Origin of the sequence: Sulfobacillus thermosulfidooxidans DSM 9293, from assembly GCF_900176145.1 — a bacterium.
GTDB classification, from domain to species: domain Bacteria; phylum Bacillota; class Sulfobacillia; order Sulfobacillales; family Sulfobacillaceae; genus Sulfobacillus; species Sulfobacillus thermosulfidooxidans.
This window is the reverse complement of record NZ_FWWY01000001.1, coordinates 1,200,702-1,217,112: the sequence shown is the minus strand read 5'-3', so window position 1 is coordinate 1,217,112 and position 16,411 is coordinate 1,200,702. Positions and strand designations below refer to the sequence as shown.

Here is a 16,411-nt window from a genome sequence, read left to right as displayed (position 1 = left end):
ATAATCGAAGCAATTCTTGGTGGTCTCGTCATCCGCCAAGGCGATCTAAAGCCACGTATCTCGACCCGAAAGCAATCCCAGGAACGTGCTGATATCCCTTAGGCTCGTCACAGAACAAAACCGTTTAGCGCCGACCCAAGACAGACCCCATAGACCATAGAGATCGAGATTCTCAGCATGATGATCAATCGTTTTAGAAAACACCCTCTCACCAGCCTTGGGGACATGGCAGATATAAAGATGGGGGATTTTTTGAATTCTTTGACGTAAAGCCCCAAAGGTCTTTTCCCCGCGGGTTGGCATCAAATCGCTGACCAAAATCACTTCCAGGTCAGGATCCCGATCGCCTAATTGTGCGGCATAGCGAAGCGCCAGGGATAGATCGGTACTGCGTCCTTCTTCCAGATGTAATAAATGCTCAACCACCTCATCCAGCGTCCGGTAATCGTTCGTGCGTTTAATCTCATGGACCTGTTGATCAAAGACGTATACCCCATAGGCCATCTTTAGCGTATGCGAATAATACGCTAAGACACTAGAAATCGCTAAGGCTACCGCCAATTTCTCCCCGGCCATCGATCCCGAATGATCAACGAGCAAGGCAAAATGACGGGTACCTGGCCTGAGTGCACGCATCATCATCGACGAGAGCCGGTCCCTGGTAGGATCCCGGGCCAAATTGTCCAATGTGGCGGCAACATCTAGTTCTCCAAAAATTCCCTCCCGGAAAGGAACCACGTGATGGCCTTGATATCGCCGGCCATAAGACGTCGAAATGGTGGGCAATAGCGGCGCATAATGGGACGAGCGCAGCTGTTTTAGCATGGCCTCATCCACCCAGGGGGTAGACGGCTTATCCCCCCTTCGTTCTTCTTGCTGGGTGAGGCCAAAATGCAAAGAAGGTGGCAAATCCGGGGATTCGTGCAAAAGAGAGCGTCCCCGGATTCCTCCTGTCTCCCCTTGCCATGCCATGTCAATGCGGGTGGACGAAGACGGGGATTCTTTGCCGTCAAAAGGTGCCTCCGGTAGGGACTCTTGGGTTGTGCTATCACCCGCGTTCTTGCGCCTGGCTTCGCTTCCTAACATGCCCGGTCCATTTGCCGTTTCAGGCGGTTTTGGAAAAGAGGGCCAGTGGGAAAAAGGAGGGGGATTAGGTAAAGGCTGACTTTTCATGATCTCAAGAAGAATGTCCTGCACACGGCGCCCTGCCGAAGGACGCGCGGCTACCTTGCTCGAGAACGCGGTAATCCCCACATCCCAAATGACCGTATCCCCATCCGACGCCACGTGTTCTAAGATTTTAAGGAAGTCAATCGCTCCCCGAACGGAGGAACCATAGAGCAAGTCTTGATGTTGTCTAGTCCGCCGCATCACCTCAACACTGTAATCAATCCACTCAGGGTTAGCTCTTGGCACATGCTGACGCACAATATCTTGTTCTTCGTCCCGGGTTTGATAATCGAGATAGATGGTCACAAAGCGGTCAAGCAGTCCCCGTGACAAACGTTCCGTTCCCACATCATCTAGCGGATTACTTGCTGCCACCACCCCAAAGGACTCCAGGGCCCAGATGCGCCCGCGCCGGGGAATGTCCAAATAGCCATCTGACAAGACGGTTAGTAAAGCATTTAATGTCGAACTTTGAGTCCGGTTAAGCTCTTCAATGTAAAGAATCCCGCCTTGTTCCATGGCCTGGGTTAAGGGGCCTGGGATAAAATATTCGGGCTTGTAGCCATCTTTCATCACCCCCGCCGGATCATAGGTTCCCACCAATGCGGTAATGGATAATTGATCATCCCCCGTGACGGGGTAGACGCCACCAAAATGCGTCATAGTGTGCACGATCCCTTGCAATAGCGTCGTTTTAGAAGTTCCCGGAGCCCCAACCAATAAAACGGGACGCTTCGCCATTAACGCCGCCACAATCAATTGTCTCTCTTTATCTCGCCCAATGACGGTGAATGCCAAATGGTTCTCATCAAAACGCATCAGATTGTCACCCCCTTTTCCCGTAACCCCGTAAGGAGATTTACTCCTGGCTCACCGAAGAAAGTTCACGCCAAATTTTCTCCGCCGTCATGGGTAGGGAGCGCACACGCAAGGATGATCCTAAGGCATTGGCAATCGCATTGGCTACGGCGGGAGCCACCGGGGAAATCGCGGGCTCCCCAATTCCTCTTGCATGAAATGGCCCTTTGCCCTCGTGCGACTCGAGAATAATGGCGGTGATATCAGGCATTTCCTTGGCGGTTGGCACCATATATTGACTGAACAATGTGGTCACACATTGCCCTTCTTGATAGATCACCTCTTCAGACAAGGCATAACCCAGCCCTTGCACGACACCGCCATGAATTTGCCCTTCTACGCTTAAAGGGTTAATGGCTACTCCGACATCGTGACTGGCGACATAGCGCAGGACCTTCACCGCGCCGGTTTCTTCATCGACTTCCACTACTGCACCATGACACCCAAAGGTAAAGTCGGGAAATGTTTTAAACGCCCGGCCCTTGCGGTTGTCATAGCCCTCACCGGTTTCCGCATGAAAAGTGGTATGCACACTAAGAGGGGAATGTAAGGCATTTGCCGCTTCATAAATAGCGGACCGGGATATTTTAAGCCCAGAAGCCGAATGAGCAAACCCATCTTGCCATTGCCATTGGTGTTCGCCCCATGTCATGGTCAGCACCTGTTCGATTTTCTCTTGAAGTGCTAAAGCGGCTTTTACCACGGCATTGCCCGACATATAGAGTTGACGGGTGGCGAATGTTCCCCCAGCCAAAGGCGTCAGCGCACTGTCTCCGTAATAGGGCCGCACATCCTCTAGAGGTACGTGGAGAATTTCAGCAGCAATTTGACACAAAGACGCGGCTTGGCCCCCACCAATATCCGGAACGCCAATTCTTAAGACCACGCTACCATCGGACTCGAGATTGAGCCAGCAAGAAGCATGATCATGAAACCACACCGTACGGCCATAAGGTTGCATGGTGCAGGCAATGCCCCGCCCAATGCGTTTAGAAGAATCTGCCGGAACCGGTGCATCTCCTAGCTCTTCTAAAACTTTATCCAAGGTTTGATTGAGCCACACCGCCGTGTCCTGGATTTCTCCTGTTGCTAACTTGTCGCCTTTGCGGATAAAACAGGTTTTCCGCACCTAAATTTTTCCATTTAGTATTAATTATAGACGGAATGTTCTCGCAAAGGATTTGGCGGTCGCGTGTCGAATATTCTCTTTATGAAACTTGTCGAGTTGCCCAGTCGGGTTGTCGGCGCCGCGCCCGTAATTCGCGGGATCGCGGATGCTATCGGATTCGTGGATCTCTTAAATACCTTATTGGTTTGGGATGCGCAGCAATGTCGGACATCGCCGGGTGAACGCATTTTGGCGATGGTGCTCGACATTTTGACGGGCAAATCCCCTCTGTATCGCGTCCCGGATCGTCTCGCAGAAACGGATGTGCCCTTGTTGCTCGGGCGCGGCCGTACGGCCGCGGATTTTACCGATGATGCGCTGGGGCGGGCGTTGGATAAACTGTTTCAGGCCGGGCCCGCCGCGGTGTTTACGGCGGTAGCCGCGCAGGCTTATGCTCGAGAAGCGATTGAACTGCGTTCGGGGCATTGGGACAGTACCTCCCGATCGTTGCAGGGGGCCTATCGGTCCGCCGAAGACGACACAGAGCCCTGCGACCCCACGGCGGTCGACGATGCCGCCGTCCCTCCCCGTGCGATGCCCCGGCGCGGCCATTCGAAAGATCGGCGCCCCGATCTCAAACAAGTGCTCTTAACGGTGTTTGTGAATGGGGAAGGGGTCTTGCGCTTTGGGTCGGTGGCCTCGGGCAATACCTCGGACAAAACCCTCAATCGCCGGATGATTGAGGAGTTAGTGGCCGCCTTTTCGCCCCAAGAGCTTCACGATGTGATCTATGTCGCCGACTCGTCCTTAGTCACGAAGCCCAATCTCGCCGGCCTGCGTCAGGCCAACCTCCGCTTCATCTCGCGGTGTCCTTCGACATTTGCCGTGGCGCAGACCGCGAAAGAGACGGCGTGGGCTCAAGATGCCTGGACCTTCCTCGGGTCGGTCGCCGCCCGCCGCGACGCGGCGGAGTATTGGGCCTCCGAGCAACAGGCTATGATCGATGACGTGCCCTATCGGCTGGTCGTCTACCGATCTTCCCGGCTGGAGACCCACAAAGAAAAAACCCTGGATCAGCAAATCGCCAACGCCCGCAAAGCCTTGGCCGACGCCGCCCACGTCCTGTCCCAGACGCTCTATGACTGTCGCGAGGACGCCGCTCAGGCGGCCCGCCAGTGGCAAGCCCGCCGCGAAACTGCGTGGTTTGCGGTGGAGACGACCCTCCATGAAGAAGTGCAGCGCCTCCCCCGTAGCCGCCGGGGCCGACCGCCGAAAACGGAGGAACCCCAGACCAAAATCGGGTGGCGCGTCACGGCCACCATCGGCGCGGTGAACGCCGCCCAACGGCAACGCGAATGGGAACGCCAGGCCACCTTCGTGTTGATCACCCCGTTAGATCGCCGCGACTGGGACGCGCGTGCCCTCTTGCAGGAATATAAAGGGCAAGTGCACTGTGAACGCCATTTCCACTTTTTGAAAGATCCGTTGTTTGTGGATGCCTTGTTTGTGAAAAAGCCCGAACGGGTGGAAGCGTTAGGCTATGTGCTCCTGATGGCGTGCTTGTTATATAGTGTGATGGAGCGGCGCGCGCGCCGCAGTGCCGTGTCCATTCCCTCGCCGGCGCGGCGGGTGCTCACGCACCCGACGGGCCACGAAATCATCCGACACCTCCATTCCGTCCAGGTGATTCCGTTGCCGTCAGGGGCGCGGCAAGTCGCCGTACCGCAACGCTTTCAGGCGACATTTTTGGCCATTTTGGAGGCCTTAGCGTTACCCGAGACCGTGTATACGGAGCCCCCCAACCCTCCGAAACGGGAATAAAAAAAATGCCCAAACCACGTACCAAAGGGTGCGAAATACGTGATAAAATGACGCCGCCTGAACTCGACGGCATCAATGCCCAGTTCCTGGGCTATCTCCTCCATAATTTGTTCATAACCAAAAGCCATTTGCATCGCGCCAAACCCGCGAAAAGCACTTGTTGGCACGTTGTGGGTATACACCGCTCGGGATTTGACATCAACATGATCGATCCGGTAAGGACCCGTGGCCACAACCGCCGCAGCAAATAAGACGCGGGGGGATAACATGGCATAGGCCCCCGCATCCCCAGTAATATCGACTTTCATAGCCACAAGCTCCCCCTGTGGCTTGGCCCACACATCATAAGTCATGATAAAGGGATGTCGTTTAGGTCTGGCTAGAAGAGATTCTTGCCGGGACCACACCATTTTGACCGGTTTTTGCGTAATCCATGTTGCAATGGCCAAATACGGTTCGACCGTCATGTCTTCTTTGCCGCCAAATCCGCCACCGACATAGGGACAAATGACCCGGACCCGGTTCTCGGGCAGATTTAACATGCGGGCAATATCCCGGTAATGTTCCAACACTTGTGTGGCACAGCGTAAGGTCACAATCCCATCGTTATCAATCCACCCCACGCCGGATTCCGGTTCCAGATACAGATGATCCACGAACCCGGTACGGTAAGTGCGCTGAATATGAACTAAACCAGGATCTTGAATGACGGCATCCACATCGCCCTTATGCACGTTCCACTCAACCACGGTATTACCGTGGGGATGCACTAAAGGAGCATCTTCTTTTAACGCCTCCAACGGATCATGCACGGAAGGTAATATATCGTAATCGACCCAAATGGCCTCAGCGCCCTTTTCCGCTGCTTCGGGGGTCTTAGCAACGACCAAACAAATGGGTTCGCCCACATACCTCACTTCATCGTCTTGAAACACTTTGTGTTGGGCAATCTTTTCGCCCAATCCGCTCGGATCATCATAAAACTGGTTGACGGGAACATCTTTGGCTTCAATGACCCGCACCACCCCAGGGACCTGGTAAGCACCCTGGCTATCGATTTTCGTGATTTTGGCATGGGGGTATAATGCGCGCACCAATTTTGCATAGAGCATGCCCGGCATCACCCAATCTGCACTATAAAGCACCTCTCCCGCAACCTTCTTGCGAACATCCTCCCGGATCACCTTTTGGCCAATGATCGATGGGGTTGGGGTCAGGACATGACTGGCCATAATGTCATCACCTCCTCGACGGCATCGACAATATGGTGGTAGCCCGTGCACCGGCAAATGTGACCAGACAACGCTTCCCGGATTTGTTGGCGGGTAAGCTTTTCCCCGCGTTGAATTAACGCAAAACAACTTGCCAACAAACCCGGAGAACAAAACCCGCATTGAGCCGCTTCATGAGCAGCAAACCGGTCTTGTAACAAGGCCCACAAGCCCGAAGGATCGGGGGCTTTCACGGTCATAATGTCGGCATTTTCCACACTGGCACACAAAGTTAGGCACGATGCCAACGGTTTGCCGTCCACCAACACCACACAGGCCCCGCATGCGCCTTCTCCACACCCGTATTTGACTTCCGTCACTCCGAGTTGATCGCGCAACACAGCCAGCAACGTTTCATGTCCTGCAATGTGACTCTCCACTGGCTCATCATTGAGTCGGAATTGCACGTGCATCATATCTCCTCCCGGCCGAACGTTCTCCCTCATTTGGCCATCAGCCTTTGCCCTTGAACTCTGTCATCAAAGGCTTGATAAAGAGCTCTTCCCACAAGCGTTGCTGCCAAATGCCGCCTATAGGATGCATCCGCCAAGATATCGGAAGGCGGATCTACCTCGGCTTCAATCGCCCGTTTGACGTCATCGATCAGTCCTAGCGATGGGTATTCATCAGATAGGTTCCTGGTGATAACGGGAAAGGTGACGGGAACGTCTGATATGCCGCTTACAGCAATAGACGCCTTGGCAATCCGGTCCTGATCCCACAGGACAGACACACCGGCGGCTACCAAGGCATAATCCCCTGGTCGTCTTGACATCTCAACGAACCCATAACTGGCCGCCTCCGGTAGGGAAATGTCCACGGCCACAATCAGTTCACCCGGATCCAGTACGGTCATCATCGGTCCCAACAAGTACTCTTGAAAGGGAATTTGGCGTTCCCCTTGGGAAGAGGTGAGAATAACCTTCCCCTCTAGAAGAGTCATCACCAAAAGCCATTCGGCCAACGGATCGGCATGGGCGAGGCTGCCGCCTAAGGTTCCTCTTTGACGAATACGGGGATGGCCAATACAAGCCGCAGCCATGGGAAATAAGGGGCAACGCCGCCCCAACAAGCTCGCATGATGAAGTTCCTCGTGCGTTAAAAACGAACCGAGGACAACGTGATCTTGTTCCCATTCAATAAACTTTAAACGGGGAGCGACCTGTTGGAGATCAATGACTCCTTTAATCTCGGCCACATGCAAGTTCAATAACGGCAACAAACTCTGCCCGCCCGCTAAATACTTCATGCCATCCTCTTGAGCCAAAACCAATGCCTCTTCGAGGGTGTCAGGACGGACATAATCAAAAGGGTAGGGATACACAAAAATCACCTCAAAACGCGATCAGATTTTTTCATGAACAACCCATACACTCGGTCCTCTTTGGCTGATAAATTGCTGCCACACTTTTTCGAATTCCCAGGGCTCTTTGGGAAGTTCCGACTCAAAAACGGGACAGGATAAACCCGCCAAAAGCGGTTGCCAACGAATCGTGGGTCCGCGAATATCGAGCAAGCTATGAGCCCTCGGGTTATCGGGCAACTGATCTTTAAGAATCTGGTATCCGTGGTTATCGTAAATTAACACCCGCACCGGCAACTGGTATTGAGCCGCAGTCCATAAAGCATAAAGTCCAAATAGCGCACTGCCGTCGCCCACAATCGCAATCACCGGCTTTCCCTGGTCAAAGCACATCCCCACCGCTGCACCGATGCCCCAACCCAGTGAACCGCCGGCCTGCGCGTAATAGGTTTTCGGCTCTTGGCGCTGAAGATGGCGCAAAAGCGCATTTTGCCCGGAGATACTTTCATCCACCACAATCATGTCGGGCGAAATCCACGATGCTAAAGAGGACCAGAATTGTTCTGTTCCGTCACGTGTCTCCCATTCCTCAGCTCGTGGACGGGTAAGGTCTTGAATGCCTGAAACCGCACGGGGTTCACATGGTATGCCATCAGGAAGATCATTCGCCACGCCGATAATGAAAGCGTCTAACGAAGAAAGAATACTCGTGGTGCCGGGAGCATAGTGAAAATAGCGCACATCGCTGTCCACTTGTGTGACCTGAGCTTGATCCCACCATGGCAGGTGATCCTCGTCCCGGGTAAAGACCCGAAACATTTCAGTCCCTAGTCCAATAACATGACGATAGGGCGCCAAACGCCTGGCCAAATCCTTTTCCTGCCGGGGAAGACGTCCGTAATAACAACCGTCATTCCAGGGTAAGAACGTCAATTGCGTGGCAAAGGGTTCGCTAAACACATCACAATGTCCATAGTGCGCCACCCGAAAAAGAGCCGGCAACACTTCGGGATTGGTTACCGCCCGGTCTCCTATCACCAGCGCCTTGGGTATCGGTCGGGCTAAGAGGGAGACAAACTCCTCAATAATCTCTTGACTGGGCTGATTGGTGGTCCTCACAGGGACAACAGGAGCTTGCCATAACGGGTCTTCATTGTTCTCAACGGATTGTGACAAAATATTCATGGGAAGAATCAAGGCAACCGGTCCTGAGGGTTCTACCTGTAAACGTGCCCAGGCCTGTCGCAAAGAGCGAAGAAGATGATCCGGGTCGGTAATATCCCACACATCTAAGACTAAGGGCTTTATCCTATCTTTCAAATCGGCTCCAAGAAAAGGGCGCTCATAGGAGAGACGGGTATCTTGCTGCCCAATCAGTAACAGTAACGGACTATGGCTAAAAGCGGCATTGTAAATCATGGCTTCCGCATTGGCTAGGCCCGGAGCAGCATGGAGTGACACCACTTGAATATGGCGGGTCAGTCTTGCTAATCCATCAGCCATGGCACACACGGCTGTTTCATGAAGTCCTAAGACATATTCAATTTGCGACTGCCGTGCTAACGCCTCAATGAGCGGGAGTTCTGTCGTTCCGGGATTTCCGAAAATCCGGGTTACGCCTTGCCTTGTTAACCACATCAATAGATAGTCAGCGTAATTAGCCATAACATTCATCCCGCTTCGATCGGTACCAGGAACTCCCGTCCACGCGGCCTGCTCCTAAAAATCCTCCTTCGATGCCCACACACGCCGTATCAAAGGCCATATGGGGCAAATCCGACGGACACGCTCCACCACGCAAGGGCATCTCTTCACCTGCTAAAACAACGGGGAGATTTTGAGCACACAAAGCCGACCGACCAAATTCTGATGGAGAAAGAGGCGGAACATAGCCTATGTCTTGCCAAAGACCTGGCGCATTGTGAATAATCTGTCCCCCAAATCCCATTACCTCGCACACAAAACTATCGCCGATAATGGGAAGAAAAGATCGCGCCACCTGCCGTCCTGGTACGGCCAATGGGGCGGGAACAAGCTGCCAATGAGCCGGGTCGTCGTGACAGCGGTAGCCCCAAGCAAATCCATTGGCGCCGATGGCTGTAATCATGTTGGCGGGAAACTTTTGCTCTGCCCAGTACTGAAAATAAATTTGGCTCATGGCCATGACAATGTTTAAAAAGGCAAGCGGGTTCCCCCATAAAACCTGAAAGAACATCATTTGATCGGTCAGGCTTAATGCGCCAAACCGTCCCGACGTCAACAAAGGACGCATTAAGAGATTTTGAAACACAAAAGATGCCGCGACAGAGCGCATGTGCAGTTCATCGCCCATATACAGAGCTTGTTGAATAATCGGCCAGAGTTGAATATCGAGAACATGCAATAGTTCTGTCATCACCGGGGCAAAAACCTGGTTGAGCCACTCTTGGCGGTCTAAGATTGCCTTAGACACCTCACCCATTCGAAGACTCGGACCCGTGCCTTCGTTTATTGGCGCATACCCCTTAAAATGGGTGATTGGATCTTCGACAACCCACAACAACATTGATGGCGAAACCCATCCCACTAATGGCGCAGCAATATGAAAATCTTGCGTTGGAAACAACCTGAGAGACTGTTTCAACTCCTTATCATCATCGGACCAATGTTCCCATAAGGCCAAGGCTTTCAGTGTTTTCCGTTGTGCAGGATAAAGGGTATCCAAGGCACGTGATAAAGGGGGACCCGGATGGAGCAGCCAAGGACTCTCATAGGACACGACGTCTTTCGCCTGGATCACACCCACAAGCCGCGGGGACAAATCCTGACTTTTAATCACGCGCATTCCCCCTTTACACCTCCGATTCCTCCATGACCTGAACCGGATAGCGAACCCCTTGGCGTATCGTCAATTCTGGCACCAGCCTCGTCTGGGCGGACACACTGACCCCGAAACGGTCGCGAAACGTGAATGATCCCGATTCCAGACGAAATAAGGTCAAATCGGCTTGATACCCTGGCTCAATCCGGCCTAGTTCCTGATCGAGCCCTAAAATCTTGGCTGGGTGGTCCGTAACCATGGCAATCAAATCGTTTAAAGGAATTCCTAATGCCATCAAGTGCGATAAGGCGCTAAAAAGGCCATAGGTGGCTTGTAAACTGTGCGGTCGATTAAACAATGCGTGAACATCGCTACTGACGAGGTAGGGCATCACGCCCTGGTCTAACACCTTTTGGGCAATGTCAAAGGAGAAATGTTCCCCGTAGCCCACATCGAGATACACACCATTTTGAGTCGCATGTCGCACCGCTTCGTGTACCTCGCCCGTCGTTTTCACAATGCCGCCCGGATGTCCTGTAAAACAGTGGGTTAAAATATCCCCGGGTTCGAGGTATTCCAAAGCCTGGGGCAAAATGGTATCGGGATCGGGCAATTGAAATCCCTCAGCAGGGATCAATTTCCCCGTATGAACATAACAGGGTACGCCAGCTCGCTTTGCCGCCTCTTTGGCTTTTTGGAGAACACGAAAACCCCACCGGGCAACCCCGCCCATTTCGGCATGCGTTTTGATGCCTTTAATAATTTGGGGATATTTTGCAATCAATTCGACCACAGCCCCAACATCCACGGTATCTGGTCCGTGTAAGGCGGGTAGCATGCTGCCTTTGATCGTACCAACTGCCCCAATATTCAAATAGGACAAAACCCGGGTCGCACTGTGTTTTACCATAAATTCGTGGAAGGCGGGAAAGGTTAAATATCCCGCACTTCCTTGATCAACTACGGTCGTCACCCCTGAGCGCACACCAACATCGTCCGGGTAGGTACCATAATCGGTGAAATAAGCAAAACCATGAACATGAAAATCGATAAAACCGGGGCTTAATAGATATCCTCTGCCATCAATTTCTTGTCTGGCGGTTTTCCCTGGCTCAAAGGGACCGACATCATCAATTTGCGTGCCCGTAACACTGACATCTGTCACCACATCAAGCCCATTTGCCGGAGAGAGAACCCGAGCCCCACGGATCACTAAATCAACCATTATGCTTCGCCTTCTTCCTTAATAGCCGCCCACGGTTCGATCGAAACATGGTGAGTAGATAGACGCGTCTGGTACCACTGCCAATACAAAACAAATCCCAAAATGGGCCCCACAAACGCACTCAAATCCATGCCGCCCAACCAGTTTTTCGACACGGGACTCACCCACAAGGTCGAATCCACAAACCAAAAGGCCATGAACGCCGACACCAGAAAAATGATAATAGCCGGCCAGTTCGTCCCCCCCTGAAACCAGTAGCGGCTCTGGGGAGTCTCCATGACCAAACTGGGCGCATCATAGTTCCCTTTTGTCGCAAAGTAATGCGCCAAAAACATACCCGTCCATGGCCCGATCACCAAGACCGCTAAATCTAAAAAGTTTTGGAAAAACGTCAGGAAAGCCGGAGCTAAAAACAGGGCATATAACGTAATGGCCACCGCAATCCCACTGTCGAGCAGGGCGGAGGCTAACCGGTGAATTTTCGCGCCCATAGCTAAAAAGCTCATGGAGGAACTGTAAGAATTAAGGTAGTTGCCGGTCACGAGACCCGCAATCACCACCAGTAAAAAGGGAATGTCATACCATCCCGGCAAGATTTTCACAATCGCTGTCACCGGATTGGCAGCATAGGCCTGGGAGTTCACCAGGGTGCCCACAATACTTCCGAGCCCCAGCATCACAATGGCCGCAATCCCTGATCCTAGCCAGGTGTAGCCCACCACCGCTTTCGCCGACACGTTTTTCGGCAGATAGCGGGAATAGTCGGATCCATAATTGGTCCACGACAGCACCGTGGACATCAGTCCCACTGACAAGCCGAAAATAAAGGTTAAGGTATTATTGGCCGCCCAAGGATGGGCCGAGGCAGCGAAATTCCACGGCACATGCGGCAACACCACGAAGAATAAGCCAAGAGACAACAGGGCCAGCCCGTACGCTAAAATCCGCTGCATGACCACGACAGTTTGGTGACCTAAAATCGGCACAATATAGGTCAACAAGAGACTAATCACGAGGGCGGCAATCGTCACGCCGACACCTTGATGGGGTAATCCGATAAGACCAAAGAGTTCCACCAGGGCAAACACCGTCAGCACCGTGTTCACCGCTTCCCATCCCACCGTATCAATCCAACTAAATAAGGCGGGGAGGCGGTTGCCTTTAATCCCAAAAATCGCCCGCGAAATCGTTAGGGTCGCCGTGCCCGCTTTGGGTCCGGCCAAGCTCATCCATCCTAAAATGACATAGGCCACGGCACAAAAGAGATCAATCGCCAGCGCTTCCCATAAACTGAGACCCATTTGAATAAAGAGATCCCCGATAACAAATTCCCCAAAGGTGAGATTCCCCGCAATCCACACCCAAAATAAATCTTTCGGCGACCCGTGGCGTTGATTTTCGGGAATAATATCAATACCATGGGTCTCCACATGAAACGCTTTATCTTGTTCCACGACCATTTCCTCAACGGCCATTGTCGTCACTCCTTTCATCATGTTAGGAATTGGTGATGAACCGACAAAATATCACGAATGACACAAATACTATTGACATCACACAAAAAACTTTTGGCGGATTACGAGATTTACCCGAGGAATTATGTCGTCTTTCACGTTGATCATAACAGATACCTTACACAAACCATTTGTATTCTGACATAGAAATTGCCGAAAAAATTGTCCTGCTAAACGAAAATAGACAATCTCCTTTTGTGACCGCTCCCGAGATGATTGAAGCTTTTTATCCTGGCAAAATGCCGTAACGAGCTCGCTCTTGTTGTCGCCATGCCAATGCAATAAGAAATGATAAGGCGGGAATGTTATTGGTTTGCCAAGAAGTTATTTGATGGATTTTGATCTGATTCGTGGATGCGCTCGTAAGACCACTGCGGCGCATGGTCGTTATGATGAGTAGGCATAACTTGAGACATCGGTACCCATTTTCATGTACGAGTTTCTTTATTATTTTCTAAAATTTCTGCTTGTTGTATTGATTTTTATTCCTCCCCTTCATATAATTTATTTGTCCGGAATATGGAGGTAAGTGTCCACAATGCGAACAGATTCAAGTCGAATTGCTGTCCTCTCCAAAATGGCGGAAATTCTCGATGTTTTAACCGAGGATTCCTCGATCACACTGCAGGCACTTAGCCAGCAATTAAACTTGCCGCGGCCAACGATTTACCGCATTGTCCAAACCCTTATTGACCTAGGAATTTTAACTCCGTCCAATCAACCTGGTCGCCGGTTAATCCACTGGGCATCTTCATCACGGAACACTCACGCCTTAGAAAATGCCAGTCAGGAAAGTTTACAGCGCCTAGTCAGCAAGTTTCGAGACACTGCTAGTATTTACACCCGTGTTGGCTCTGCCCGGGTCTGCATTGCGCGGGTCGAAGGGGTTGAATCCTTACGTCATACGATTCAAGTAGGGACGCCACTTCCTTTACATGTGGGTTCAGCAGGACGGATTTTACTAGCATGGCTCGACGATGAGACTCGTGACCGTCTCATTCATGAGTCTGTAACCTTCTTTCCCGGACAATCGCCGCCGAGCTTCTCCGGCTGGCAAGAAATTCGTGAAAAACAATGGGCCATATCTTTAGGAGAACGAGAATCGGCTCTCGGCTCCATCAGTGTACCGATTTTCACGGGGACCAACCAGGTTCTCGCGGCGTTAAGTATTTCGGGTCCCAAAGAACGGTTTGTGACAGATCGTCAAGACGCCATCATTTCCGCCTTACAGCAAGAAGCGCACAAGATTACGCAACTTCTCTGTTCGGCAAAAAATGAACACGCCTTGTCCGCGACACCGCAACCACCACAGTCCATAGTAAATAAGGAAGACTAAACCATGGATACCATGAGCTTACAAGGCATTCGCGTATTGGAAATCGGCCAATTGGTAGCCGCCCCATCAGCGGCCCGTATTCTCGCGGATTTTGGAGCCGACGTCATCAAAGTCGAACCCTTAGATGGAGATCCGCTGCGTCATTGGGGTGCTATGAGTCCTTTAGGGCATTCTTGGTGGTGGTCTATGCAATCTCGCAACAAGCGATTAATTGCCGTCAACTTAAAACACCCCACCGGTCAGCACATCATTCGCGAGTTAGCAAAACAAAGCGACGTCCTCATTGCGAACCTACGGCCAGGACGTCTGGCCCAATGGGAATTGGGTTATGAGCATCTCCATTCCCTTAATCCGAAACTCATCTATGTGGACATTTCGGGTTTTGGACTGACAGGTCCATACCGCGACCGCCCGGGTTTTGGGAATATTGCGGAAGCGATGGGAGGTATCCGCTACATTACGGGTTTTCCTGATCGTCCTCCCGTTCGCACGGGGGTCTCGCTCGGCGATGAATTGGCCGCCCTCTATGCTGTAATTGGGATCCTCATCGCTCTGGTTCAACGCGGTCGTGATGGATTAGGGGAGCACATTGATGTTTCGTTGGTCGAATCGGTTTTGGCCATTACGGAGGCGTTGATTCCCGATTATGTCAATGCCGGCATTATTCAAGAACGCACTGGCAATCAACTCCTTCGAGCCGCTCCTTCGAACACGTATCCCACACGTGATCAACAATGGATTGCCATTGGAGCCAATAGTTCGGCGACATTTGAGGCGCTCACCACGGTCATGCAACAACCCCAACTTGTTAACGATCCTCGCTTCAGCTCCAATGAGCAACGGGTTCGTCATGCAACCGAACTCGATACACTGATTGCCGCATGGACCATCGAACACGACTTATCAGATTTGATGCAGCGCTTATTACAGGCAGGCATTCCAGCCGGTCCTGTCATGAGTGCACGAGATATTGCCGAGGATGTCCAAATTCAATTCCGACAAATGATTGCCTATGCTCCCCAGGACAACGGTGAACCCACGGGCATGCTGGGAATTGTTCCCAAGCTCACCCGTCATCCCGGAAAAGTGCGTTGGGCAGGCGGCTCAATAGGACAACACACCGAAGACGTTCTTACAACGCTTCTCCACATTTCCCCAACAGAGCTGGCAGTTTGGCGTGAACAAGGAATCATTCGCTAAAGTACGGGAGGAGGAGAACACAAATGGGTACATGGCAATTTGAGGGCGGACTGAAATTTGACCGCAACGGCTCCCTTGTCATGAACACCCGGTGGACTATTACTACCCAAGACGACGATCAAGAGTTTTCCTTACGTAATACCGATCTTCTGTTGCCCGGTCTAGCTGATTTCCATGATCATATTCACAGGAGTACCCATACTCTTGGGGTATCTCCGCATGCTTTACTGCGTTCGGGGGTATTGGTAGGAGGCGATGCGGGGACCATTGGATGGCGTGACCCGGTTCCCACACGGAAATCCCTGCCCAACCTTAAACTATGGATCTCGCTTCTCCCCCATGGTCTTAAACATCATCCCACCATTGTGGCATTTCCCGGGTTAAACACTTCTGATACACAGCATATTGAACACGTCATTGAACAACATCGCCACGATATCGCCGGGATTAAGATTCGATTAGGGCAGATTGACGCCGCCGACGACCCTCGACTACTTAAAACAGGTATTCTTATTGCCGAGCAGGTTCATGTTCCTTTGATGGTTCATGTCAGTGGATCATTTTTGCCTCCTGAGTCCATCGTCGAATCCTTAAGACCCGGCGATGTGATCACTCATGCCTTTCATGGCTTACGAGGCCACTTTGCACAGAGTTCCTCTGCCATTAAAAGCTTGGAAGATGGCGTAAAACGAGGCATTTGGCTGGATGTTGGACAGGGATCCCGGCATTTTTCATGGCGGACATTTCACCGTCTAACTGCCGCAGGCATCGCTCCTCATAAATAAGCACCGACATAACCCAAGCC

General features: G+C 51.9%; 13 protein-coding genes. 4 read left to right on the top strand and 9 right to left on the bottom strand.

Annotated elements, in window-relative coordinates; translation table 11 throughout:
* Nucleotides 1-45: 45 nt before the first annotated feature.
* Both B8987_RS06325 and B8987_RS06320 read right to left on the bottom strand, forming a co-directional pair.
* The gene (locus B8987_RS06325) at nucleotides 46-1,989 is read right to left on the bottom strand and encodes an AAA family ATPase (RefSeq protein WP_084661005.1); all 1,944 of its coding nucleotides are present in this window, start codon (nucleotides 1,987-1,989) and stop codon (nucleotides 46-48) included.
* Nucleotides 1,990-2,029: 40 nt separating this feature from the next.
* Complete coding sequence (locus B8987_RS06320) at nucleotides 2,030-3,157, bottom strand: xanthine dehydrogenase family protein molybdopterin-binding subunit (protein ID WP_242940627.1); 1,128 nt, start codon at nucleotides 3,155-3,157, stop codon at nucleotides 2,030-2,032.
* A gap of 63 nt (nucleotides 3,158-3,220) precedes the next feature.
* On the opposite strand from B8987_RS06320, the gene B8987_RS06315 reads away from it, so the two are divergent.
* Nucleotides 3,221-4,957: an IS1634 family transposase gene (locus B8987_RS06315; protein WP_242940626.1), complete on the top strand. Its 1,737-nt coding sequence runs from the start codon at nucleotides 3,221-3,223 to the stop codon at nucleotides 4,955-4,957.
* Here the strand turns inward: B8987_RS06315 and B8987_RS06310 are convergent.
* The 7 genes from B8987_RS06310 to B8987_RS06280 are packed head-to-tail and all read right to left on the bottom strand — an operon-like array spanning nucleotide 4,870 to nucleotide 13,031.
* On the bottom strand, nucleotides 4,870-6,189 hold the full coding sequence (locus tag B8987_RS06310) for a xanthine dehydrogenase family protein molybdopterin-binding subunit (RefSeq protein ID WP_242940625.1): 1,320 nt from the start codon (nucleotides 6,187-6,189) through the stop codon (nucleotides 4,870-4,872). The two genes, B8987_RS06315 and B8987_RS06310, sit on opposite strands and share 88 nt — an antisense overlap.
* Nucleotides 6,171-6,644 (bottom strand): (2Fe-2S)-binding protein, encoded by a 474-nt coding sequence (locus B8987_RS06305; protein WP_242823800.1) that lies wholly within the window; start codon nucleotides 6,642-6,644, stop codon nucleotides 6,171-6,173. The genes B8987_RS06310 and B8987_RS06305 overlap by 19 nt, the downstream gene beginning before the upstream one ends.
* Before the next feature lie 26 nt (nucleotides 6,645-6,670).
* Nucleotides 6,671-7,552 (bottom strand): FAD binding domain-containing protein, encoded by an 882-nt coding sequence (locus B8987_RS06300; protein ID WP_020375269.1) that lies wholly within the window; start codon nucleotides 7,550-7,552, stop codon nucleotides 6,671-6,673.
* A gap of 21 nt (nucleotides 7,553-7,573) precedes the next feature.
* Complete coding sequence (locus tag B8987_RS06295; protein WP_176213166.1) at nucleotides 7,574-9,196, bottom strand: thiamine pyrophosphate-binding protein; 1,623 nt, start codon at nucleotides 9,194-9,196, stop codon at nucleotides 7,574-7,576.
* A complete protein-coding gene (locus tag B8987_RS06290) occupies nucleotides 9,189-10,349 on the bottom strand; it encodes an oxamate carbamoyltransferase subunit AllG family protein (protein ID WP_176213165.1) in 1,161 nt (386 codons plus the stop codon). Before B8987_RS06290 ends, B8987_RS06295 begins: the two co-directional genes overlap by 8 nt.
* Before the next feature lie 13 nt (nucleotides 10,350-10,362).
* Entirely contained in the window at nucleotides 10,363-11,556 is a 1,194-nt protein-coding gene (locus tag B8987_RS06285; protein WP_084661002.1) for an amidohydrolase/deacetylase family metallohydrolase, read from the bottom strand.
* Nucleotides 11,556-13,031 carry a purine-cytosine permease family protein gene (locus tag B8987_RS06280; protein ID WP_020375265.1) on the bottom strand — a complete coding sequence of 492 codons (1,476 nt, stop codon included), beginning with the start codon at nucleotides 13,029-13,031 and terminating at the stop codon, nucleotides 11,556-11,558. Before B8987_RS06280 ends, B8987_RS06285 begins: the two co-directional genes overlap by 1 nt.
* Nucleotides 13,032-13,608: 577 nt before the next feature.
* On the opposite strand from B8987_RS06280, the gene B8987_RS06275 reads away from it, so the two are divergent.
* The 3 genes from B8987_RS06275 to B8987_RS06265 are packed head-to-tail and all read left to right on the top strand — an operon-like array spanning nucleotide 13,609 to nucleotide 16,391.
* On the top strand, nucleotides 13,609-14,406 hold the full coding sequence (locus B8987_RS06275; protein ID WP_242940624.1) for an IclR family transcriptional regulator: 798 nt from the start codon (nucleotides 13,609-13,611) through the stop codon (nucleotides 14,404-14,406).
* Nucleotides 14,407-14,409: 3 nt separating this feature from the next.
* Nucleotides 14,410-15,606, top strand: coding sequence for a CaiB/BaiF CoA transferase family protein (locus B8987_RS06270; protein WP_020375263.1), 1,197 nt, complete (start codon nucleotides 14,410-14,412; stop codon nucleotides 15,604-15,606).
* A 23-nt stretch (nucleotides 15,607-15,629) separates the two neighbouring features.
* Entirely contained in the window at nucleotides 15,630-16,391 is a 762-nt protein-coding gene (locus B8987_RS06265) for an amidohydrolase family protein (protein WP_084661000.1), read from the top strand.
* The last annotated feature ends 20 nt before the right edge of the window (nucleotides 16,392-16,411 follow it).

What these genes read in the sequence shown, in the direction of transcription:
- B8987_RS06295 (WP_176213166.1), bottom strand. Translation starts at nt 9,196, where the DNA reads ATGGCTAATTACGCTGACTATCTATTGATGTGGTTAACAAGGCAAGGC.
- B8987_RS06310 (WP_242940625.1), bottom strand. Translation starts at nt 6,189, where the DNA reads ATGGCCAGTCATGTCCTGACCCCAACCCCATCGATCATTGGCCAAAAG.
- B8987_RS06265 (WP_084661000.1), top strand. Translation starts at nt 15,630, where the DNA reads ATGGGTACATGGCAATTTGAGGGCGGACTGAAATTTGACCGCAACGGC.
- B8987_RS06285 (WP_084661002.1), bottom strand. Translation starts at nt 11,556, where the DNA reads ATGGTTGATTTAGTGATCCGTGGGGCTCGGGTTCTCTCTCCGGCAAAT.
- B8987_RS06280 (WP_020375265.1), bottom strand. Translation starts at nt 13,031, where the DNA reads ATGGCCGTTGAGGAAATGGTCGTGGAACAAGATAAAGCGTTTCATGTG.
- B8987_RS06305 (WP_242823800.1), bottom strand. Translation starts at nt 6,644, where the DNA reads ATGATGCACGTGCAATTCCGACTCAATGATGAGCCAGTGGAGAGTCAC.
- B8987_RS06275 (WP_242940624.1), top strand. Translation starts at nt 13,609, where the DNA reads ATGCGAACAGATTCAAGTCGAATTGCTGTCCTCTCCAAAATGGCGGAA.
- B8987_RS06325 (WP_084661005.1), bottom strand. Translation starts at nt 1,989, where the DNA reads ATGCGTTTTGATGAGAACCATTTGGCATTCACCGTCATTGGGCGAGAT.
- B8987_RS06270 (WP_020375263.1), top strand. Translation starts at nt 14,410, where the DNA reads ATGGATACCATGAGCTTACAAGGCATTCGCGTATTGGAAATCGGCCAA.